The organism is Micromonospora sp. NBC_00421 (assembly GCF_036017915.1).
Classification (GTDB): Bacteria; Actinomycetota; Actinomycetes; order Mycobacteriales; family Micromonosporaceae; genus Micromonospora.
In genome coordinates, this window is the sequence record NZ_CP107929.1 from 3,056,901 (window position 1) to 3,082,104 (window position 25,204).

The following is a 25,204-nucleotide window of genomic DNA, read 5'->3' on the forward strand; positions in this document are numbered from 1 at the left end:
GTCAGGAGATTCCAAACTCTTTGCTGATGAAGTCGAAGATCTCGTCGTCGCTGGCTGATTCGAGATCGGGCCGGTCCTCCTCGGCGGCGGGACCGTCGGCCAGGTCGGACACCTTGGCCAGCAGGTCGCGCATCCGGGCGGTGAACCGCTCCCGGTTCGCCGGATCGAGGGGAATGCTGGTCAGCAGGCTCTCCACGGTGTCGATGCCCTGGAAGAGGGGCTGGGTGGAGGGGGCCTCCCCGGCGGTGATCTCGCTGGCCAGCTTCTCCGCGAGCGTGGTCGGCGTCGGGTAGTCGAAGACCAGCGTCGCCGGCAGCCGCAGCCCGGACAGGCTGTTCAGGCGGTTGCGCAGGTCCACTGCGGTGAGCGAATCGAAGCCGAGCTCGGTGAAGAGCCGGCCCGGATCGATGGCGTCGGCGCCCGCGTGGCCGAGGACGGCGGCGATGTTCGCCCGCACCACGTCCAGGACGACCTTGAGCCGCTCCGGCTCGGCCAGGCCGGCCAGCCGCTGGCTGAGCGGCACCCCACCGGCCCGGGTGCCGGACCCGTCGACCGAGCGTCGCAGCGGCACCCGGACCAGGGCCCGCAGCATCGGCGCGAGGGCACCGGACTCCGCCTGCGTCCGCAGTGTCCCGACGTCCAGCCGCATCGGCACGATCGCCGCGGCGTCGAGCCGCCAGGCCGCGTCGAACAGGTCCAGGGCCTGCTCGGTGGGCAGGCCGGCGGCGCCCTGCCCGGTGATCCGCCGCACGTCCGCGTCGCCGAGGTGGCCGGTCATGCCGCTGGCCTGCTCCCACAGACCCCAGGCGAGGGAGATGCCGGGCAGCCCCCGGGCCCGTCGGTGCGCGGCGAGGGCGTCGAGGAACGCGTTCGCCGCCGCGTAGTTGGACTGGCCGGCGCTGCCGAGGGTGGCCGCCGCCGAGGAGAAGAGCACGAACGCCGCGAGGCCCGCGCCCTCGGTGAGTCGGTGCAGGTGCCAGGCGGCGTCGATCTTCGGCACGGCCACCGCGTCGAGGCGTTCGGGGGTCATCGACTCCACCACGCCGTCGTCGAGGACGCCGGCCGCGTGCACCACGGCGGTGAGCGGGTGCGCGGCCGGCACCCCGGCGAGCAGCGCGGCCAGGGCGTCGGGATCGGCGGCGTCGCAGGCCGCGACGGTCACCTCCGTACCGGCGGCGGCCAGTTCGGCGACAAGGTCGCCGATGCCCTCGGCAGCCGCGCCGCGCCGGCCGGCCAGCAGCAGGTGCCGCATGCCGTGGGTGGTGGCGAGGTGCCGGGCCAGCAGGCGACCCAGTACCCCGGTGCCGCCGGTGATCAGCACGGTGCCGTCCGGGTCGACGTCGCCGGAAAGCGGCTGCACCCCCGCGGGGACCCGGCCGAGGCGCGGGGTGCGCAGCTGCCCGGCCCGCAGGGCGAGCTGCGGTTCGCCCGAGGCGACCGCAGCGGCCAGCGCGGCAGCGCTGTCGGGGTGCTCGTCGAGGTCGACGAGTTGCAGCCGGCCCGGGTGTTCGATCTGGGCGGTGCGCAGCAGTCCCCACACCGGGGCCTGCCGCAGGTTGACCACGGCCTGCTCCCCCGCCACGACCGCGTCGCGGGTGACCAGCACCAGGCGGGACTCGGCGAACCGGTCGTCGGCGAGCCAGGTCCGCAGCCCCGCGAGCGTACGGTGCGCGGCGGCCCGCGCCTGCCCGGCCAGCGCCGGGTCGGTCGGGTCGCCGGTCCCGCCGACGGGGACGATCACCGCCTCGGGCGCGGCCCCACCCCCGGCGAGCAGGTCCCCGAGGGAGTCCAGGCCCACGTCGGTGCGTACCCGCACGCCCGCCGCCTCGCAGGCGGCGCTGAGGGCGAGGTCGTCGCCGCCGAGCACCGCCCACCGGGTGGCGGCGGGCACCGGGCCGGTGGGCAGCGGCAGCGCCGGCCAGTCGACCTGGAACAGCGACTCCTGCCGACCGGAACGGGCCGCGCCGAGCGAGTCGCCGGAGACCCGGCGCATGATCAGCGAGTCGACGTGCATGACCGGGGTGCCGGTGGCGTCGGCCACCTGGAAGGACACCCCGACCTCGCCGGCCGCCGCGACGCGTACCCGCAGGGCGGTGGCACCGGCGGCGAGCAGGGTGACCCCGGTCCAGGCGAACGGCAGCCGCGGCGCGGCGGCGTCGGCGCCGTCGCCCATGCGGCCCAGGAAACCGCCGATCGACATGGCCTGGAGCGCGCCGTCGAGCAGCGCGGGGTGCACGCCGAACCGGCCCGCCTCGCTGTGCTGGTCGGCCGGCAGCTCCACCTCCGCGAAGACCTCGTCGCCGCGCGTCCACGCCGCGCGCAGGCCCCGGAAGACCGGCCCGTAGCCGAAGACGCTCGTCTCGAGGCCGGCGTAGAAGCCCTCGGACGGGACGGGGGTCGCGCCGGGCGGCGGCCACACCCCGAGGTCGAAGCCGGGGGTGCCCGCGTCGGCGGGCCGGGGGCCGAGCAGGCCGGTGGCGTGGCAGGTCCAGCCGACGTCGGCCAGGATCTCGTCCGAGCCCTCCCGGTACGGCCGGGAGTAGAGCTGGACGCCGCGCCGACCGTCGTCGTCCCGGTCACCGACCAGCAGCTGCACCTGGAGCGCGCCGAGTTCGGGCAGGACGAGCGGGGCGAGCAGGGTCAGCTCCTCCAGCCTCGGGCAGCCGGCCTGCTCGCCGGCGTACGTGGCCAGTTCGACGAAGGCGGTGCCGGGCAGCAGGACGTTGTCCATCACCCGGTGCTCCCCGAGCCACGGGTGGGTACGCACCGACAGCCGGCCCGTGAAGACCATCCGCTCGCTGTCGGGGAACGTCAGCGTCGCGCTGAGCAGCGGGTGCCCGGCGTCCTGGAGGCCGGCGGCGCTGACGTCCTGCACCCGGTGCGCGGGCGGGTCGAGCCAGTACCGCTGGTGGTCGAAGGCGTACGTCGGCAGCGGCACGACCTCGGCCTCCGCCAGGACCCGGGTCAGGTCCACGGGCAGGCCGATGGCGTGCGCGGTGGCCAGGTTGGTCAACAGCCGGGTCGGGTCGTCCTCACCCCGCCGCAACGTACCCAGGACATGCCCCGCCACCCCCGCGTCGTCCAGGATCGCCGTCACCGGCATCGTCAACACCGGATGCGGGGAAACCTCCACGAACGTGCTGTGCCCCGCCGCGACCGCCACCCGCACCGCCGCATCGAACTGCACCGTCCGCCGCAGATTCTCGTACCAGTAGTCGGCATCCATGGTTTCCGGCCCGACCCAATCCCCGGTCAGGGTCGACACGAGCCGGACGTGACCCGCCTGCGGCTTCACCCCCGACAGATCCGCACGCAACTGCTCGGCAACCTCCTGCACCGCCGGCGAATGCGACGCATAATCCACCGGAACCAACCGCGCCCGCACCCCGTCGGCCTCACACGCCGCGACCAGGTCGGCCACCGGCTGCGGCGGACCGGACACCACCACCGTCGCCGGACCGTTCACCGCCGCCACCCCCACCCCGGGGAACCCCACCAACCGCTCGGTGACCGCCTCCACCGACAGATCCACCGACGCCATCGCCCCCGAACCCCGCAACACCCCCAACGCCCGCGACCGCAACGCCACCACCCTCGCCGCATCCTCCAAGGACAAAATCCCCGCCACACACGCCGCACCGATCTCACCCTGCGAATGACCCACCACCACCGCCGCAGACACCCCCACGTGCTCCCACACCGCCGCCAGGGCTACACCCACCGCCCACAACACCGGCTGGACAACCTCCACCCGCCCCAACCACGACTCGTCATCCCCGGTCAACACCGACACCACATCCACATCCAGATACGGCACCAACGCCCGCTGACACTCCGCCAACCGCGCATCGAACACCGGCACCCGACCCACCAAACCCGCCGCCATCCGCACCGACTGACCACCCTGACCCGGAAACACGAACACCGGACCAGCACCGTGCCCCGAGGCGGATCCCGTCACGACATTCCCCGCCGGGGAACCCGCCGCCACCGCCTCCAACCCGACGAGCAACTCCTCGACGCCCGCCCCGACCACCGCCGCGCGCTGGTCGAAGATGGACCGCGTGATGGCGAGGGACCAACCGACCGCCGACCGGTCGATGTCGTGATGCATCCGCGCATACTCGGCGAGACGAGCGGCCTGCCGGGCCAGGGCGGCCTTCGACCGCGCCGACAACGGCCACACCACCACGTCCGAGTCGACAAGCCCCGGGGCGGCGTCCACGGCCACCTCGTCGACCTCGTCGGCCTGCTCGACGATGACGTGCGCATTCGTGCCGGAGATACCGAACGACGACACCGCCGCCCGACGCGGCCGCCCCACCACCGGCCACGGCCGCGCCTCGGTCACCAACTCCACCGCACCCGCCGACCAGTCGATATGCGGCGACGGCTCATCCACATGCAACGACGCCGGCACCACCCCGTGCCGCATCGCCTGCACCACCTTGATCACACCCGCCACACCAGCAGCCGCCTGCGCATGCCCGATGTTCGACTTGACGGACCCGAGCAGCAGCGGCCGGTCGACGGGCCGGTCCTGCCCGTACGTGGCCAGCAGCGCCTGCGCCTCGATCGGGTCACCCAGGGTGGTGCCGGTACCGTGCGCCTCCACCACGTCCACGTCGGCCGTGGACAGCCGGGCGCTGGCCAACGCCTGCCGGATCACCCGCTGCTGCGACGGACCGTTCGGCGCCGTCAACCCGTTCGACGCACCGTCCTGGTTCACCGCCGAACCACGCACCACCGCAAAGACCTTCCGACCCTCCCGACGGGCATCGGAAAGCCGCTGCACCAACAGCATGCCCACACCCTCGGACCAGCCGGTACCGTCCGCCGAAGCAGCAAACGACTTACACCGCCCGTCAGCCGCCAGCCCACGCTGCCGGGAGAACTCGATGAAGGCGGTAGGGGTGGCCATCACCATCACGCCCCCGGCGAGGGCCATGTCGCACTCGCCGCGACGCAGCGCCTGCCCGGCCCAGTGCAGGGCCACCAGGGACGACGAGCAGGCGGTGTCCAGGGACACGGCCGGTCCCTCCAGCCCGAACGTGTACGCCACCCGTCCGGAGATGACGCTGCTGGTGAGCCCGGTCAGCGCGTAGCCCTCGGTGCCCTCCGGGGCGAACGCGAGCAGGCTGGCGTAGTCCTGCCCGCTGGTGCCGACGAACACGCCGGTGCTGCTGCCCCGTGCGGTCGCGGGGTCGATGCCGGCGGACTCGAAGGTCTCCCAGGTGGTCTCCAGCAGCAACCGCTGCTGCGGGTCCATGGCGAGCGCCTCGCGCGGGCTGATGCCGAAGAATCCGGGGTCGAACCGGTCGACGCCGCTGAGGAAGCCGCCGCCCCGGGTGTAGAAGGTGCCGGTGGCGTCGGGGTCGGGGCTGTAGAGCGAGTCGAGGTCCCAGCCCCGGTCGGTGGGCAGGTCGGTGATGGCGTCGACCCCGTCGGCGACGAGGTGCCACAGGTCGTCCGGGGACCACACCCCGCCGGGCAGCCGGCAGGCCATGCCGATGATCGCGAGGGGCTCGTCGTCGCCGACGGGGACGGTGGTGGTCGTGGGTCGCACGGGTACGGGCGTGCCGGCGATCTCCGTTCCCAGGAAGACCGCCAGGTCGTACGGGTTCGGGTAGTCGAAGACGAGGGTGGCCGGCAGGCGCATGCCGAACGCGTTGTTCAGCCGGTTACGCATCTCGACGGCGGTGAGCGAGTCGAACCCGAGCTCGTTGAACGCCCGGCGCGGCTCGATCGCCCCCGGGTCGGGGTAGCCGAGCACGGCGGCGGCCTGGCCCCGGACGATCTCGACCAGCGCGGCGAGCCGGTCGGTGTCGCCGAGAGCCGCGAGTTGTCGGACGAGAGACGCGCCAGTGGTGGCCGCGGCGGCGCGGGCGGGGGTACGGATCAGCGCCCGGTACAGGGGCGGGACGCTGCCGGCGAACTGCACCTTCATCGCGGCGAGGTCGAGGCGGGCGGGGACGAGCGCCGCGTCGGGGGTCCGGCAGGCGGCGTCGAAGAGGGCCAGCCCCTCCTCGGCCTCCATCGCGGCGACGCCGGAGCGGGAGATCCGGTTGAGGTGGACGTCGTCCAACTCGGTCGTCATGCCGCTGCGGTCGGCCCAGAGGCCCCAGGCGAGGGTGAGCGCGGCGAGGCCGTGCGCCCTGCGGTGGTGGGCCAGCCCGTCGAGGAACGCGTTGGCGGCGGCGTAGTTGCCCTGGCCGGGGCCACCGGCGGTGGCCGCGAGGGACGAGTACGAGACGAACGCCTTCAGGTCGAGGTGGGCGGTCAGCTCGTGCAGGTTCCAGGCGGCGTCGACCTTCGGCCGCAGGACGCCGTCCATCCGCTCGGGGGTGAGCGAGGGGATGATGCCGTCGTCGCGGACGCCGGCGGCGTGGATGACGGCGGTGAGCGGGTTCTCCGCCGGGATGGCGGCGAGCAGCTCCGCGACGGCCTCCCGGTCGGCGACGTCGCAGGCGGCGACGGTGACGGTCGCGCCGAGCGCCTCCAGGTCGGCGCAGAGTTCGGCGACTCCCCCGGCGGACCGGCCCCGCCGGCTGGTGAGGATCAGGTGCCGGACGCCGTGGACGGTCACCAGGTGCCGGCTCATCAGCTGGCCGAGGGTGCCGGTGGCACCGGTGATCAGGACGGTCCCGTCGCCGTCGAAGGGGGCGGCGGGCGGCTCGGCCCGGGCGGGGACCCGGTTGAGCCGGGCGCCGGCGGCGACGCCGGCCCGCACGACGATCTGCGGCTCGTCGGTGGCGAGGGCCGGCACCAACGCGGCAGCGCAGCCGGCGATGTCGTCGACGTCGACGAGCACGAACCGGTCGGGGTTCTCCGACTGGGCGGAGCGCAGCAGGCCGATCACCGCCGCGCCGGCCAGGTCGGTCAGGTCGGCATCCCGCACGGTAGCGACGGCACCCCGGGTCAGCACGACGAGACGGGAGTCGGTGTACCGGTCGTCGGCGAGGAACTGCTGGAGCACGGCGAGTGCCCGGTGGGTGGTCTCCGCGACCGCCCGGGGCAGGTCGGCCGGCCCGGGCGGGTCGAGGAAGGGCACGACCAGCACGCCGGGGGTATCGGCACCGTCGTCCAGCGCTGCGGCCAGGGCGTCCAGGTCGGGGTACGCCGCGACGGCCGTCCCGGTGGCGGCGACGGCGTCGGCGAGCCCGCCGTCGGTGCCGACCACCGCCCAGGCGACGGTGGCCGGGGCGGCGGGCGGGGCGAGCGGCGCCCACTCGATGCGGAACAGCGACTCGGTGTCGCCGCCCCCGGCCGCCCGGAGCTGGTCGGCGGAGACGGGCCGCAGGACGAGGGAGCCGACGGAGATGATCGGGGTGCCGGTGACGTCGGCCAGCACCAGGGAGATGCTGTCGGTGCCGGTGTGCGTGACGCGGACCCGGGCCGCCGCCGCGCCGGCGGCGTGCAGGGCGACGTCGTTCCAGGAGAACGGCAGTCGGCCGTAGCCGGGCGGGATGTTCGCCCCGGTCGGGGCACCGCCGGGCGGGGTGAGGCCGAGGGTGTGCAGGGCCGCGTCGAGCAGCGCCGGATGCAGGCCGTACGCGCCGGCCTCGGCGGCGGGCGTCTCGGGCAGCGCCAGTTCGGCGAAGACGTCGTCGCCGCGCCGCCAGGCCGAACGCAGCGCGATGAAGGACGGACCGTAGTCGTAGCCCTGCGCCGCGAGGTTCAGGTACAGGTCGTCGGTCGCCACCTCGGTCGCGCCGGCGGGCGGCCAGGCGGCCAGGTCGGACCAGCCGGCGGGGCCGCTGGACCCCGCCGGCCCGCTGGCCAGTACGCCGCTGGCGTTGCGGGTCCAGGCGCGCTCGCCTGAGGCACCGTCGGTGGGCTCGCCGTCCGGGGCGGAGTGCAGCGACACGGACCGGCAGCCGGTCCCGTCGGCCGGACCGATCCAGAGCTGGATGTCGACCCCGCCGGTCTCCGGCAGGATCAGCGGCGACTCCAGGGTGAGTTCCCGGAGGTGGTCCGCGCCGACGTGTGCGCCGGCCTGGAGGGCGAGTTCGACGAAGCCGGTGCCGGGCAGCAGCACTGTGTCGAACACGACGTGGTCGCTGATCCACGGGTGGGTACGCCGGGCCAGCCTGCCGGTGAACAGGAAGCCCTCGGCGTGGGCGACCCCGACGGCGGCGCCGAGCAGGGGGTGCCGGGCGGGGCGCAGACCGACCGTGGTGACGTCCCCGGTCCACCCGGCACCGGCCTCGGGCCAGTAGCGCTGGTGCTGGAACGCGTACGTGGGCAGGTCGATCCGGGTCGCGCCGGTGCCGGTGAACCAGGGCCCCCAGGCGACCGGAACCCCGTGGACGTGCAGCTCACCAAGGGCGGCGAGCAGGGCCTCCACCTCGGACCGGTCCCGGCGCTGCGCGGCGACGGCGAGCACACCCCCGTCACCCGGCAGGATGTCGCCGGCCAACGCGGTCAGCACACTCTGCGGACCAACCTCCAGGAACGTGTCGACGCCAGCGGCCCTCAGGACAGCGATCCCGTCGGCGAAACGGACCGCCTCCCGCACATGCCGCACCCAATACTCCGCCCGGGTCAGCTCCTGCGGGTCAGCCAGCGCCCCGGTCAGGTTCGACACCACAGGCACCAACGGCGTCGAAAACGTCAACCCCTCCAACACCGCCCGGAACTCCGCCAACATCGGCTCCATCAACGGGCTGTGGAACGCATGGCTCACCGTCAACCGACGCGTCCGCACACCCCGACCCCGCCACACCGCCTCCACCTCGTCCAGGGCGTCGGCCACCCCGGAGACGACCACCGCCGACGGACCGTTCACGGCGGCGAGGCCGACCCGATCGGTCCGACCGACAAGTGTCTCGGCAACCGCCTCCTCCGACGCGCCCACCGCGAGCATCCCGCCCCCGACCGGCAGCGCCTGCATCAACCGACCCCGCGCCGCCACCAACACACACGCATCGGCCAACGACAGCACCCCGACCACATGAGCAGCGGTGACCTCCCCGACCGAGTGACCACCGACGAAGTCCGGCACGACCCCGAACGACTCCACCAACCGGAACAACGCCACCTCGACCGCGAACAACCCCGCCTGCGTGAAGACGGTCTGATCCAACAACTCCGCCTCCACCGAACCCACCTCGGCGAACAACACAGCCCGCAACGGCTGCGGCAGGAGCGGGTCGAAATGGCCGCACACCTCGTCCAACGCGGCAGCGAACACCGGGAACGCCGCGTACAACTCCCGACCCATCCCGGCGCGCTGCGCACCCTGACCGGAGAAGAGCACCGCGAGCGAACCCCGGTCTCCGACCTGGCCGGCGACCACCGCGCCGGACGGCTCCTCCGCCGCCAGGGCGCGCAGCCCGGCCAGCAGGTCGTCCCGGGTCGTGGCGGCGACCACGGCCCGGTGGTCCAGCACGGACCGGGAGACCACCGACGAGAAGGCGACGTCGAGGGGGCGAAGGGCCTGGTCGGCGGCCACCCGGGCGGCCCAGTTACCCGCCTGGGCGGCGAGTGCGGCGGCGTCGCGGGCCGACACCGTCACCGGCACGACCGGGCGTGCCACCGTCGGCGCGGCGTCGACCTCGGCGGAGGCGGGGGCGGGGGCGGGGGCGGGGGCCTGCTCCAGGATGGTGTGCGCGTTGGTGCCGGACACCCCGAACGACGACACCGCCGAGCGGCGGGGACGGTCCACCGCAGGCCACGGCGTCGCCTCGGTGACCAGCTCGACGGCACCGGCGGACCAGTCGACCTGCGGGGTGGGCTCGTCGACGTGCAGGGTGGGCGGCACGACGCCGTGCCGCATCGCCATCACCATCTTGATCACACCGGCGATGCCGGCGGCGGCCTGCGCGTGCCCGACGTTCGACTTGACCGAGCCGAGCAGCAGCGGCTCCGCACCGCCCCGGTCCTGCCCGTACGTGGCGAGCAGCGCCTGCGCCTCGATCGGGTCGCCGAGCCGGGTGCCCGTGCCGTGCGCCTCCACCACGTCGACGCCGCCGGCGGAGAGGCCGGCGTTGGCGAGGGCCTGCTGGATGACGCGCTGCTGGGAGGGCCCGTTCGGGGCGCTCAGGCCGTTGGACGCGCCGTCCTGGTTGACCGCGCTGCCCCGGACGACGGCGAGGATCGGGTGGCCGTTGCGCTTGGCGTCGGACAGCCGCTCCAGCAGCAGGACGCCGACGCCCTCGGACCAGCCGGTCCCGTCGGCGGCGGCGGCGAACGCCTTGCACCGGCCGTCGGCGGCGAGGCCACGCTGGCGGGAGAACTCGACGAACGCAGCCGGGGTGCACATGGCGGTGACCCCGGCAACGAGGGCCAGGGTGCACTCCTGCTGGCGCAGCGCCTGGGCGGCAAGGTGCAGGGCGACCAGCGACGACGAGCAGGCGGTGTCGATCGTGACGGCCGGGCCCTCGAGGCCGAACGTGTAGGCGATCCGGCCGGAGACGACGCTGCCGGCGTTGCCGGTCATCAGGTGGCCCTCGAGGCCCTGCGCGGCGCCCATCAGCACGCCGCCGTAGTCCTGGCCGGTGCTGCCGGCGAAGACGCCGGTCCGACTGCCCTTCAGCGAGTGCGGGTCGATGCCGGCCCGTTCCAGGACCTCCCAGGAGGTCTCCAGCAGCCACCGCTGCTGCGGGTCCATGGCCAGGGCCTCGCGGGGGGAGATGCCGAAGAAGCCCGGGTCGAAGTCGGCCAGGTCGTGGACGAACCCGCCCTGCGCCGTGTACGTCGTACCGGGCCCGCCCTGCTCCTGGTCGCCGTCGTACAGGGACGCGAGGTCCCAGCCCCGGTCCTCCGGGAAGTCGGAGATCACGTCCTGCCCGGACGCGACCACCTCCCACAGATCCTCCGGCGTCCGTACCCCGCCCGGGAAGCGGCAGCTCATGGAGACGATGGCGACCGGTTCCTGCTCGCCGGCCTCCACCTCACGCAGCCGCTGCCGCGCCTGGTGCAGGTCGGCGGTGACCCGCTTGAGGTAGTCGAGAAGCTTCGCCTCGTTAGCCATGGACCGCCCGCTCCTTGTGTTGACCCGTGCACGCAACGATCACGTCAGGACATCCCCAGCTCCCGGTCGATGAAGTCGAAGACCTCATCGGACGTGGCGTCCTGGAGCTTCTCGGCGACGGTGTCCCCGTCGCCGCCCGCCGGGGTGTCGGCCTCGCTGAGGGAGGCCATCAGCGCCCGTAGCCGCTCGGTGATCCGAATCCGGGCGCTGCGGTCCGGCGCCGAACCGGTTAGCGCCGCTTCCAACCTGTCCAGCTCGCCGAAGACCGGTGCGACGCCGACCACGCCGCCGTCGACGATCGCCGCCCGCACGTACTCGGCGAGGCCTGCGGCGGTCGGGTAGTCGAAGACGACAGTGGCGGGCAGCCGTACGCCCGTCGCCGCGGTCAGCCGGTTACGCAGCTCGACCGCGGTGAGCGAGTCGAAGCCGAGCTCCCGGAACGCCCGGTCCGGCGCGACGGCGTCCGCCGAGGCGTGCCCGAGGACGGCGGCGGCCTGGCCGCGTACCAGGTCGAGGAGCGTCTTGCGCCGCTCGGCGTCGGTCTGCCCGGCGAGCAGGGCGGCGAGGGACTCCGCGGACGACCCGGCGTCCCCGGCCCGCTCGGCGACGGCCCGCTGCGCCTCGGCAACGCCTGTGAGCAGCCGACTGGGCCGCACCGCGACGAATCCCGGCACGTACCGCGCCCAGTCGATGCCGGCCACCAGCGTCGCCGGCTCGCGGCGTGCCACGCACCCGGCGAGCGCGGCGAACGCCGTCGCGGTGTCGAGGCGGGCGACACCGGTGCGGCGACGGCGCTCCTCCACGGCCCGGTCGGCGGCGGCCATCCCGCCGGCGACCCAGGGGCCCCAGGCGATCGACGTGGCCGGCAGTCCCTGCTGGTGCCGCTGCTCGGCGAGCGCGTCGAGGTACGCGTTGGCGGCGGCGTAGCTGCCCTGCCCGGCGGCCCCGAGCTGGCCGACCATCGCGGAGAACAACACGAACGCGCGCAGCGGCAGGTCGGCGGTCAGCTCGTGCAGGTGCAGCGCGCCGAGCACCTTGGGCCGCAGGACGACGGCGAGCCGGTCGTCGGTGAGGCCGTCGAGGACACCGTCGTCGAGGACCCCGGCCGCGTGCACCACCCCGGTCAGGGGCACGTCGGCGGGCACCTCGGCGAGCAGCTTCGCCAGCGCGGCCCGGTCAGCCACGTCGCAGACGGCGACGGTCACCCGCGCGCCGGCGTCGGTCAACTCACGGACCAGGTCGGCCGTGCCTGGAGCGTCCGGGCCCCGGCGACTGGCCAGCAGCAGGTGCTCGGCGCCCCGGGCGGCCAGCCAGCGGGCCACCTCCGCGCCGAGGGCGCCGGTGCCGCCGGTGATCAGCGTCGTGCCGGAGTGGTCGGGCTCCTCCGGAGCGGCGGTGCCACCGGATGCCCGGACCAGCCGGCGGACGAGGATCGTGGTGCCGTCGACGGCGAGCTGGTCCTCGCCGTCGAGACCGGCCAGGGCGGCGCAGAGCAGGTCCCAGCCGTGGCCGTCGAGGGTCGCCGGCACGTCCACCAGCCCACCCCAGCGCTCCGGGTGTTCGAGGGCGACGACCCGGCCGAGGCCCCAGAGCAGCGACTGCTCCGGCCGTGCCGGGGTTCCGCCCCGGGTGGTGCCGGCGGCGCCCCGGGTGACGCACCACAGCGGGGCGGCCACGTCGAGGTCGCCGAGGGCCTGCACCAGGGCGAGGGACCGGGCCAGGAAGGGCGGCACCGGCTGGGTGTCGTCGACCGGGGCGTCGGCGAGGGCGAGCAGGGACAGCACGCCGTCCACCGGCACGTGTCCGCCGTCGTCGGTACGGGTTGCGGCGGCCAGGTGCGCGGCGACGGCCGCCCGGTCGGTCAGCTCCTCGGGCAGCAGCACGAGCCGGACGTCGGCGCCCCGGTGGGTCAGCTCGGCCACGGCGGCCTCGCCCTCGGCCGCGCGGTGCACGTCCGCGACCACCCACCAGGCGCCGGGGAGGAAGCTGACGGGCATGCCCGGGTACGGCTGCCAGACACTGCGGTAGCGCAGGTCGTCCAGGGCGGACCTTTCCCGCTGCTGGCGACGCCAGGACGCGAGCACGGGCAGAGCCGCGCCCAGCCGCTCCAGCGACTCGCCGGCGTCCTGCGCGGTGAGTTCCGCGAGCGCCGCCAGGTCCTCCCGTTCGACGGCCGCCCAGAACGCCGAGTCGACGCCGCTCGACGCCAGGTCCGCGTCGCCCTGCCCGTCGGCCCGGCTCGGCCAGAACCGGGCCCGGTCGAAGGCGTACGTGGGCAGGTCGACCGTCGGCGTCCTGCCGAGGACCCGGGTCAGGTCGACCGGCAGACCGAGCGTGTACGCGGTGGCCAGGTTGGTCAACAGCCGGGTCGGGTCGTCCTCGCCCCGACGCAACGTGCCCAGGACATGCCCCGCCGTACCCGTGTCATCCAGGATCGCCGTCACCGGCATCGTCAACACCGGATGCGGGGAGACCTCCACGAACGTGCTGTGCCCCGCCGCGACCGCCACCCGCACCGCCGCGTCGAACTGCACCGTCCGCCGCAGATTCTCATACCAGTACTCCGCCGTCATCGAGGTCGGGTCCACCCAATCCCCGGTCAGGGTGGAGACGAGCCGGGCGTGGCCCGGCCGCGGGGTGATATCGACCAGATCGGTGCGCAACCGCTCGGCGACCTCCTGCACGGCGGCCGAGTGGGACGCATAATCCACCGGAACCAACCGAGCCCGCACCCCGTCGGCCACACACGCCGCCACCAGATCGGCCACCGGCTGCGGCGGACCCGACACCACCACCGTCGCCGGACCGTTCACCGCCGCCACCCCCACCCCGGGGAACCCCACCAACCGCTCGGTGACCGCCTCCACCGACAGATCCACCGACGCCATCGCCCCCGAACCCCGCAACACCCCCAACGCCCGCGACCGCAACGCCACCACCCTCGCCCCATCCTCCAAGGACAAAATCCCCGCCACACACGCCGCACCGATCTCACCCTGCGAATGACCCACCACCACCGCCGCAGACACCCCCACGTGCTCCCACACCGCCGCCAGGGCTACACCCACCGCCCACAACACCGGCTGGACAACCTCCACCCGCCCCAACCACGACTCGTCATCCCCGGTCAACACCGACACCACATCCACATCCAGATACGGCACCAACGCCCGCTGACACTCCGCCAACCGCGCATCGAACACCGGCACCCGACCCACCAAACCCGCCGCCATCCGCACCGACTGACCACCCTGACCCGGAAACACGAACACCGGACCAGCACCGTGCCCCGAGGCGGATCCCGTCACGACATTCCCCGCCGGGGAACCCGCCGCCACCGCCTCCAACCCGACGAGCAACTCCTCGACGCCCGCCCCGACCACCGCCGCGCGCTGATCGAAGATGGACCGCGTGATGGCAAGGGACCAACCGACCGCCGCCGGGTCAAGACCACCATGCCCACGCACGTACGCGGCCAGCCGACCCGCCTGACCCGCCAACGCGCCACGGGTCCGCGCGGACACCGACCACACGGTCACCTCCGAGTCGACAAGCCCCGGAGCAACCTCCACCGGCAGCTCGACCTCGTCGGCCTGCTCGACGATCACGTGCGCGTTGGTGCCGGAAATACCGAACGACGACACCGCCGCCCGACGCGGCCGCCCCACCACCGGCCACGGCCGCGCCTCCGTCACCAACTCCACAGCACCCGCCGACCAATCGATATGCGGAGACGGCTCATCCACGTGCAACGTCGCCGGCACCACCCCGTGCCGCAAGGCGAGGACCATCTTGATCACACCCGCCACACCCGCAGCGGCCTGGGTATGGCCGATGTTCGACTTCACCGACCCCAACAGCAACGGCCGGCCATCCGGCCGCTCCTGCCCGTATGTGGCGAGCAACGCCTGCGCCTCGATCGGATCACCAAGCGTCGTACCCGTACCGTGCGCCTCCACCACATCCACATCCCGCGCGGACAACCCCGCCGCGCCGAGCGCCTGACGGATCACCCGCTGCTGCGACGGACCATTCGGCGCCGTCAACCCGTTCGACGCACCGTCCTGGTTCACCGCCGAGCCGCGCACCACCGCCAGCACCGTGTGGCCGTTACGCCGCGCGTCCGACAACCTCTCGACCAGCAGCATGCCGGCCCCCTCGCCCCAGCCGGTGCCGTCCGCCGCGGCGGCGAACGCCTTGCACCGCCCGTCGGCCGCCAGCCCACGCTGCCGGGAGAACTCCACGAACAGGCCCGGCGTCGCCATCACTGTCACGCCCCCGGCCAGGGCAAGATCACACTCGCCCCGCCGTAGCGACTCCACCGCCAGGTGCAGCGCGACGAGGGACGACGAACACGCCGTGTCCACCGACACCGCCGGCCCCTCCAACCCCAACGCGTACGCCACCCGACCCGACAGGACACTCGCGGCGTTCCCCGTCGCCCCGAACCCCTCCACCTCATCGGAGGCCATCATCAACAGGGCCCCATAGTCCTGACCGTTCGTGCCCACGAACACCCCTGTTCGCGAACCCCGCAAGGACCCCGGGTCAACCCCTGCCCGCTCGACCGCCTCCCACGACGTCTCCAGCAACAACCGCTGCTGCGGATCCATCGCCAACGCCTCACGGGGGCTGATGCCGAAGAAACCGGGATCGAAGTCCGCGACGTCGTACAGGAAGGCACCGCTGCGGACGTAGGAGGTGCCTGTGGAATAGGGGTCGGGGTCGTACAGCCGGTCGACGTCCCAGCCCCGGTCGCCCGGTAGGTCGGAGACGGCATCGCGGCCGGCGTGCAGCATCTGCCAGAACCGCTCCGGGTCGTGGCCACCACCGGGGAACCGGCAGGACATGGCGACGATGGCGACGGGCTCGTCGTCGGCCAGGGTCACCGGGGCGGCGGCGGCCACCTCGGCCCCGCCACCCAGCTCCTCGTGCAGGTGCCGGGCGAGCACGGTCGGGGTCGGGTAGTCGAAGACGAGGGTCACCGGCAGCCGCAGACCGGTGGCGGTGGCGAGCCGGTTGCGCAGCTCCACGGCGGTCACCGAGTCGAAGCCGACGTCCCGGAAGGCGTGGTGCGGGTCGACGGCCTGGCCGCCGGCGTACTTGAGGACCGTGGCCGCCTGGTCGCGGACCAGGTCCAGCAGCGCCTGCTGGCGCTCGCCGGCGCTCATCCGGGCGAAGGTGGCGGCGGGGCCGGTCTCGTCGACCTCCGCCCGGACGAGCCCCTTGGTGGCCGCGATCGCCCGCGCCTCGGGGATCTCGGCGATCAGCGGCCCGGGTCGGGTCGCGGTGAACGCCACGTAGAACCGGTCCCAGGCGATGTTCGAGATGGTCAGGAACGTCTCGTCGTGCTCGACGGCCTGGTGCAGCGCGGTGACGGCGAGCTTCGGATCCATCTCGGGGGCACCGTGCCGGTACAGCAGCTGGCCGAAGTCGCCCTCGGCCATGCCACCGCCGCCCCAGGCGCCCCAGGCGATCGACGTGGCGGGCAGCCCGAGGCCGCGCCGGTGCTCGGCCAGGGCGTTGAGGAACGCGTTGCCGGGAGCGTAGTTGCCGACGCCGGAGCTGCCGACGGTGCCGGCCATGGCGGAGAACAGGACGAACGCGTCGAGGTTGCGGTCGCGGGTGAGCTCGTGCAGGTTGACCGCCGCGGTGACCTTGGCGCTGAGCGCGTGGTCGACCTGGTCGAGGGTGAGCGAGCTGATCACGGAGTCGTCCAGCACCGCGGCGGTGTGCACGACGGTGGTCAGCGGGTGCTCGGCCGGCAGACCGTCGATGACGGTGGCGAGGGCCGCCCGGTCCGCGGCGTCGCAGGCGGCGACGGTGACCCGGGCGCCGAGGCCGACCAGCTCGGCCTCCAGCTCGGCGATGCCCTCGGCCTGCCGGCCGCGCCGGCTGAGCAGCACCAGGTGGGGCGCGCCGTTGGCGGCGAGCCAGCGGGCCACGTGCCCGCCGAGGGCACCGGTGCCGCCGGTGACCAGGGCGGTGCCGGTGGGCCGCCAGGTGCGGGCGGCCGGAGCGCCGCCGAGCGGGGCGCGCAGCAGCCGGCGACCGAACGTGCCGGCGCGCCGCAGCGCCACCTGGTCCTCCCCGTCCCGTCCGGCGAGGACGCGGACGAGCCGGCGGCCGGCGGCGGCGTCGAGCTCGTCGGGGAGGTCGAGCAGGCCACCCCAACGGTCGGGGTGTTCCAGGGCGGCGATCCGGCCGAAGCCCCAGGCGAGCTGCTGCACGGGGTGCGGCAGCGGGTCGCCGGAGTCGGTGGTGACGGCACCCCTGGTGAGGCACCACAGCGGCGCACGGACACCGGCGTCACCGAGGGCCTGCGTCAGCGTGACGGTGCCGGCGAAGCCGACGGGCACCGACGGGTGGGCGGGGGCCGGGGTCTCGTCGAGCGCGAGCAGGGAGACGATCCCGGCGACGGGTACGGCCGTGGCGAGGTCGCGGGCCCGGGCCGCGAGGGCGGCGCGGTCGGTCCGCTCGGCCTCCAGCTCCACGGGTACGACAGTGGCGCCGTGCCGGACGAGTGCGTCCCGACAGAACGCGGCCTGGTCGGCAGCGGTGTCGGGGCCGGTGACGAGCCACCACGTGCCGGTGACGGCGGGCTCGTCGCCGTCGGCGACGGGCAGCCAGGCGTCGCGGTACCGCCACGAGTCGACGGCGGCCTGGTCGCGGTGCCGGCGCCGCCAGGCGGCGAGCACGGGCAGCACGTCGGCGAAGGCCGCCCCGGGCACCGTGTCGGCGTCGACGGTGTCGGCGAGTTCGGCGGTGAGCGCGGTCAGGTCCTCCGCCTCGACGGCGGCCCAGAACCGGGCGTCGACCTCGTCGTCCGCCACCGCTGCGGCGGCCGGACCGGCGGGACGGGCCGCGGCGGAGGGCTGCGGCCAGTAGTGCTGCCGTTGGAAGGGGTAGGTGGGCAGGTCCACCCGACGCCCCCAACCACCGAACGCCTGCCGCCAGTCGACCGACACACCCCTGACGAAGACCTCCGCCAGAGCACAGTGGAACCGACCCAGACCACCCTCACCACGACGCAGACTACCCGTCACCGTCACCGCCGCCGGATCAGCAGCGACCAACTCCACCGACTCCTGCACCGCCATCGTCAACACCGGATGCGCACTCACCTCCACAAACGTCGAGTAACCCACCCCGACCAGACTCCGCACCGCCTCATCGAAACGCACCGTCTGCCGCAGATTCCGATACCAGTACTCCCCATCCAACCCCGCAGTGTCCAACCACCCCCCCACCACCGTCGACCAGAACCGCACCCCCCCGGAACGCGGACGCAACCCCGCCAACAACTCCAGCAACTGCTCACGCAACGGCTCCACATGCACCGAATGCGACGCATAATCCACCGGCACCCGCCGAACCCGAACCCCCCCGGACTCGTAGTACGCCACCAACTCGTCAAGCGCAGCCACATCACCGGACACCACCACCGACGTCGGCCCATTCACGGCCGCCAACGCCACCCGGCCACCCCAGCGGGCGATCGTCTCCGTCGCCTCCTCGGCGCTCGTGGCCACCGAGACCATCCCACCGTCCCCGACCATCCCCGCGATGACCCGACTCCGCAACGCCACCACCGCCGCCGCGTCGTCAAGGCTCAACGCCCCCGCGACACACGCGGCAGCGATCTCACCCTGCGAGTGACCCACCACCGCCGACGGACGAACCCCGTACGACTCCCACAACGCCGCCAGCGACACACCGACCGCGAACAGAGCAGGCTGCACCACGTCCACCCGCTCCAGCGACGCCGCCCCGGGCACCCCACGCACCACGTCCAGCAACGACCAGTCCACGTACGGACGCAACGCCTCCGCACACGCAGCCAACCTCTCCGCGAACACCGCAGCGGTATCCAACAGTCCAGCCGCCATACCCACCCACTGCGAACCCTGCCCCGGGAAGACGAAAGCCACCTCACCGGGGATACCGGCGACACCCGCGACGACCTCCGACCCGGGCCGACCATCGGCCAGCGCCGTCAACCCGGCAGCCAGTTCCTCGCGCTCGGCGGCGAAGACCACCGCGCGGTGGTCGTGGGAGGCCCGGGTGGCGACGAGCGACCAGCCGACGTCGCCGAGCGCGGCAGCCGGCACCTCCTCCAGGTGGTCCAGCAGGTCACGCGCACGGTCGGCGAGGGCGTCGGCGGTGCGCCCGGAGAGCACCCAGGGCAGTTCGCCTACCGGTCCGTCGGCCACCGGTTGCGGCGCGGGCTCCTCGGCGGGTGCCGATTCGATGATGGTGTGCACGTTGGTGCCGCTGATCCCGAAGGAGGACACCCCGGCGCGACGGACGCCGTCGACCGGCTCCCAGGGGCGGGCCTCGGTGAGCAGCTCGACGTGGCCGGCGGACCAGTCGACGTGCGGGGTGGGCTCGTCGACGTGCAGGGTGGGCGGCAGGACGCCGTGCCGCATGGCGAGCACCATCTTGATGATCCCGGCGACGCCGGCGGCGGCCTGGGTGTGACCGAGGTTCGACTTGATCGACCCGAGCCACAGCGGACGGTCGGCGGGACGCTCCTGCCCGTACGTGGCGAGCAGCGCCTGCGCCTCGATCGGGTCACCCAGGGTGGTGCCCGTGCCGTGCGCCTCGACCGCGTCGACCTGGGCCGGGGTGAGCCGCGCGTTGGCCAGCGCCTGCCGGATGACCCGCTGCTGGGCGGGGCCGTTCGGGGCGGTCAGCCCGTTGCTCGCACCGTCCTGGTTGACGGCACTGCCCCGCACGATCGCGAGGACCGGGTTGCCGTCCCGCCGGGCGTCGGAGAGCCGCTGGAGCACCAGCAGGCCGACGCCCTCGCCCCAACTGGTGCCGTCGGCCGCGCCGGCGAACGGCTTGCACCGCCCGTCGGCGGCGAGGCCGCGCTGGCGGGAGAAGCCGACGAAGATGCCGGGGGTGGCCATGATGGTGGCACCGCCGGCCAGGGCCAGGTCGCACTCGCCCGCCTGGAGGGCCTGCGCGGCGAGGTGCAGCGCGACCAGCGACGCCGAGCAGGCCGTGTCGACGGTGACGGCCGGTCCGTGCAGCCCGAACGTGTACGCCAGCCGCCCGGAGATGACGCTGGCGGAGACACCTGTGGCGAGGTAGTTCTCGTCGACGTCCCCGGCGGCCATCAGCAGCGAGCCGTAGTCCTGCCCGTTGGTGCCGACGTACACGCCGGTGCGGCTGCCGCGCAGCGCCGTCGGGTCGATCCGGGCCCGCTCGAACGCCTCCCAGCCGGCCTCCAGCAGCAGCCGCTGCTGCGGGTCCATGGCCACTGCCTCGCGGGGGCTGATGCCGAAGAAGGCGGGGTCGAACTCGCCCGCCCCGGCGACGAAGCCGCCCTCACGGACGTAGCTGGTGCCGAGGTGCTCGGGGTCGGGGTGGTACAGCTCGGCGAGGTTCCAGCCGCGCTCACCGGGCATCAGGGTCATCGCGTCGGTGCCGGCGGCGAGGAGGTCCCACAGTTGCTCGGGCGACGACACACCGCCGGGGAGGCGGCAGCTCATCGCCACGATCGCGATGGGCTCCCGGTGCAGGCCGGCACCGTCGGCGACCACCTCGCCCGGGGCGTGACCGGCGGTCAGGCCGTGCAGGTGGGCGGCGAGTTCGGCGACCGTGGGGTGGTCGAAGACGAGGGTGGCGGGCAGGGTCATGCCGGTCTCGGCGGTCAGCCGGTTGCGCAGCTCGACGGCGGTGAGCGAGTCGAAGCCGAGGTCGCGGAAGGTGCGGTCGGGTAGCGGCTTACCGGCGGGGTAGCCGAGCACGGCGGCGACCTGGGTCCGGACCACCTCGGTGAGCTGCGGCAGGGACCGGCCGACGACGACGGCGCGGACCGGTCCGGTCCGCCCGACCGGTACCCCGGGCAGACCGGCGATCAACGGGGTCGGTCCGCCCCAGGCGGCGGCGAGGCGTCCCCAGTCGACGTCGGCGACGGTGACCGCCGGGTCGTCGGCGTTGACCAGCCGGCCGAGCGCGGTGACCGCCTCGGCGGCGGGCAGCGGGTTGATGCCGCCCCGGGCGAGCCGGGCGGTCAACGCGGCGGTCGCCGCCGCCATGCCGTCGGAGGCCCAGGCGCCCCAGCCGATGGCGGTGGCGGGCAGCCCCTGGCCGCGCCGCCACGCGGCGAACGCGTCGAGGTACGCGTTCGCCGCCGCGTAGTTGCCCTGCCCGGCGCTGCCGACGATGCCGGCGAGGGAGGAGAAGAGCACGAACGCGTCGAGGTTCCGCCCGGCGGTGGCCTCGTGCAGCACCCGTGCGGCGCGTACCTTGCCGTCGAGGACGGCCTGCATCCGGGCCGGATCGAGACCGTCGAGGACACCGTCGTCGACCACCCCGGCGGTGTGCACGACGGCGGTCAGGTCGGGCAGGTCGGCGACGAGGGCGGTCACGGCGTCCGCATCGGTGACGTCGCAGGCGACCACCCGGGCCGCGCCGAGTCCGGTCAGCTCGTCGCGCAGTTCGGCCGCGCCGGAGGCGTCCGGACCACGGCGGGAGGCGAGCACCACCTCGGCGGCGCCGTTGGCGAGCAGCCACCGGGCCACGTGCCGGCCCAGCGCGCCGGTCCCGCCGGTGACGAGCACGGTGCCGGTGGGTCGCCACGCCGCCCCGGCGGGCGCGGTGGCGGGGACGAGCCGCCGTGCGAACACGCCCTGTGGGCGGATCGCCACCTGGTCGTGGCCGGCGTCGGCGAGGACGGCGAGCAGCGCGTCCCCGGCGGCCCGGTCGAGGTCCCCGGCGCGCTGCGACCCGGCGCTGGCGGCGGGCAGGTCGATCAGGCCGCCCCAGCGGTCCGGCTGTTCCAGGGCGACGACGCGACCGAGGCCCCAGGCAGCCGCCGCGTACGGCTCGACGACGGTCTCGCCACCGCCGACCGCCACGGCGCCCCGGGTGAGGCACCAGAGCCTGCCGGGCAGTCCGGTGTCGGCGAGGGCCTGGACGAGGGTGAGCAGCAGTGCCGTCCCCGCGGGTACGGCGGGCGCGTCCGGCAGCGGCTCGTCCCGCTCGGGCAGCAGGCAGAGCACGCCGGCCCAACCCTGCTCCCCGCGGTCCCGCAGCAGCGGCCCCAACTCCTCCCGCCCGATGCCGGGGCCGACGCCGAGCACGTCGACGTCGCCGCCGGCCCGGGCGAGCACGTCCGCCACCTCGCCGGCGTCCGCCCCGGGGGTGACGACGAGCCAGCGGCCGGTGAGGGCCAGGGCGGGGGCGGGGCGGATCGGGTCCCACCTGATCCGGTACGACCAGGCGTCCACCACGGCGTCGCGCAGCCGGGCCCGACGCCACGAGGAGAGCACCGGTACGGCAGGGGCGAGGGCCGCCACGGCGTCCGGGTCGTCCTGCACGGCCAGGTGGGATGCCACGGCAGGCAGGTCGCCGCGTTCGACGGCGGCCCAGAAGTCGCCCTCGGCACCGTCGGCGCGCTCACCCGACGGGGCGGCCGTGCCGTCGGCCTCCGGCCAGTAGCGCTGGTGCTGGAAGGCGTACGTGGGCAGGTCGATCCGGGTCGCGTCGGTGCCGGCGAACCAGGACCCCCAGGTGACCGGAACGCCGTGGACGTGCAGCTCGGACAGGGCCGCCAGCAGAGCCTGGACCTCCGGCCGGTCCCCACGCTGGGCGGAAACGGCACGCACACCCCCGTCATCGGGCAGGATGTCCACGGCCATCGCGGTCAGCACGCTCTGCGGACCGACCTCCAGGAACGTCTCCACCCCGGCGGCCCGCAGGGCGTTGACGCCGTCGGCGTACCGGACCGCCTCCCGGACGTGCCGCACCCAGTACTCCGGCGTGCGGATCTCCTCGGCGTCGGCGAGCGCCCCGGTCAGGTTCGACACCACCGGCACCGCCGGAGCGGCGAAGGTGAGCCGGTCGAGGACCGCCCGGAACCTCGCCAGCATCGGCTCCATCAGAGGGCTGTGGAACGCGTGGCTCACCGTCAGCCGCCGGGTGCGTACGCCCCGGTCCCGCCAGGTCCGCTCCACCTCGGCCAGGGTCTCGGCGTCCCCGGAGACCACCACGGAGGTCGGCCCGTTGACCGCGGCGATTCCCACCCGGTCGGCCAGGCCGTCCACCGTGGCCAGCACGTCGGCCTCGGAGGCGTTCACCGCCAACATCCCACCACCCGCCGGCAACGCCTGCATCAACCGACCCCGCGCCGCCACCAACACACACGCATGCTCCAGCGACAACACCCCCGCCACATACGCGGCGGTGACCTCCCCGACCGAATGACCACCCACGAAGTCCGGCACCACACCGAACGACTCCACCAACCGGAACAACGCCACCTCGACCGCGAACAACCCCGCCTGCGTAAACACCGTCCGATCCAACAACCCCGCCTCAGGCGAACCCGCCTCCGCGAACAACACCCCCCGGAGCGGCTGCGGCAGTGCCCGGTCCAGAAACCCACACACCTCGTCCAACGCGGACGCGAACACCGGGAACGCCGCGTACAACTCCCGACCCATCCCGGCGCGCTGCGCACCCTGACCGGAGAAGAGCACCGCGAGCTGACCGAGCGCGGAACCCGTACCGGCGAGGACGTTGCCGGCCGGTGAGCCGGTGGCCAGGGCGCGCAGCCCGGCCAGCAGGTCGTCGCGTCCGGTGGCGGCGACCACCGCGCGGTGCTCCAGCACGGACCGGGAGACCACCGACGAGTACGCGACGTCGAGGGGGCGGACGTCGCGGTCGGCGTCGGCCAGCCAGGCGGCCCAGCGGCCGGCCTGGGCGGCGACGGTGACGTCGGAGCGGGCGGAGAGCAGGACCGGGACGACCGGGCGGTCGGCGGCGGGAGCCCCCTCGTGCACGGGGGCCTCCGGCACCGGGGCCTGCTCGATGATGGCGTGCGCGTTGGTGCCGGACACCCCGAACGACGAGACCGCCGCCCGGCGCGGACGGTCCACGGCCGGCCACCGGGTCGCCTCGACGGCGAGTTCCACCGCCCCGGCCGTCCAGTCGACGTGCGGGGACGGCTCGTCCACGTGCAGGGTGGGTGGGACGATCCCGTGCTGGATGGCGAGCACCATCTTGATCACGCCGGCGACGCCCGCCGCGGCCTGGGTGTGGCCGAGATTGGACTTGATCGAGCCCAGCAGCAGCGGGGCGGCCTCGCCCCGGTCCTGTCCGTACGTGGCGATGAGCGCCTGCGCCTCGATCGGGTCGCCGAGCCGGGTGCCGGTGGCGTGCGCCTCCACGGCGTCCACGTCGCCGGGGCTGAGCCGGGCGTTGGCGAGAGCCTGCCGGATGACCCGCACCTGGGAGGGGCCGTGCGGGGCGCTCAGGCCGTTGGACGCGCCGTCCTGGTTGACCGCGCTGCCCCGGATCACGGCGAGGACCGGGAACCCACGGCGTTGCGCATCGGAGAGGCGGGCGAGCAGCAGCATGCCGGCGCCCTCGGACCAGGAGGTGCCGTCCGCTCCGGCGGCGAACGCCTTGCACCGGCCGTCGGGGGCGAGGCCGCGCTGCCGGCTGAAGCCGACGAAGACCGCCGGGGTGGGCATCACCGTCACACCGCCGGCGAGGGCCAGCTCGCAGTCGCCGTTGCGCAGCCCCTGGGCGGCCAGGTGGATCGCGACGAGGGAGGCCGAGCAGGCGGTGTCGATGGTGACGGCCGGCCCCTCCAGACCGAGGGTGTACGCCACCCGGCCGGAGACGACGCTTGTGGCGTTGCCGGTGAGCAGGTGCCCCTCACCGTTCTCGGCCTGGGCGACCACTGCCTCGTAGCCGTGCGTGGCCGCCCCGACGAACACCCCGGTACGGCTGCCCCGCACGGTCGGCAGCGGCAGCCCGGCCCGCTCGAACGCCTCCCAGGACGCCTCCAGCAGCAGCCGCTGCTGCGGGTCCATGGCCAGGGCCTCGCGGGGGCTGATGCCGAACAGGTCGGCGTCGAAGTTCCCGGCGTCGTAGACGAAGCCGCCCTCCCGGACGTAGCTGGTGCCGGGGTGGTCGGGGTCGGGGTGGAAGAGCCCGTCGAGGTCCCAGCCCCGGTCGGCGGGGAAGGGCCCGATCCCGTCGCCGCCGTCGCGCACGAGCTGCCACAGCCGCTCGGGCGAGTCGACCCCGCCCGGGAACCGGCAGCTCATCGCCACGATGGCGATGGGCTCGGACTCCCGGGCCTCCAACTCCCGCAGCCGCCGCCGGGTACGCCGCAGCTCCGAGGTCGTACGCTTCAGGTACTCGACGTACTTCTCGTCCTCGTTGCTCACCGTGGACCCACCTCACTCGGCATGCCGTGGTCGT

The 25,204-nt window shown here is 74.3% G+C and carries 2 protein-coding genes; both read right to left on the bottom strand.

Annotated features, from left to right (window positions below):
* Position 1 precedes the first annotated feature (1 nt).
* Complete coding sequence (locus OHQ87_RS13095) at positions 2-10,975, bottom strand: type I polyketide synthase (protein WP_328348238.1); 10,974 nt, start codon at positions 10,973-10,975, stop codon at positions 2-4.
* A gap of 44 nt (positions 10,976-11,019) precedes the next feature.
* Positions 11,020-25,170 (bottom strand): type I polyketide synthase, encoded by a 14,151-nt coding sequence (locus OHQ87_RS13100; RefSeq protein WP_328348239.1) that lies wholly within the window; start codon positions 25,168-25,170, stop codon positions 11,020-11,022.
* Positions 25,171-25,204: the final 34 nt, after the last annotated feature.

Bases quoted from the DNA above. Each gene is read 5' to 3' on its own strand.
- OHQ87_RS13095 (WP_328348238.1), bottom strand. From the start codon at position 10,975: ATGGCTAACGAGGCGAAGCTTCTCGACTACCTCAAGCGGGTCACCGCC.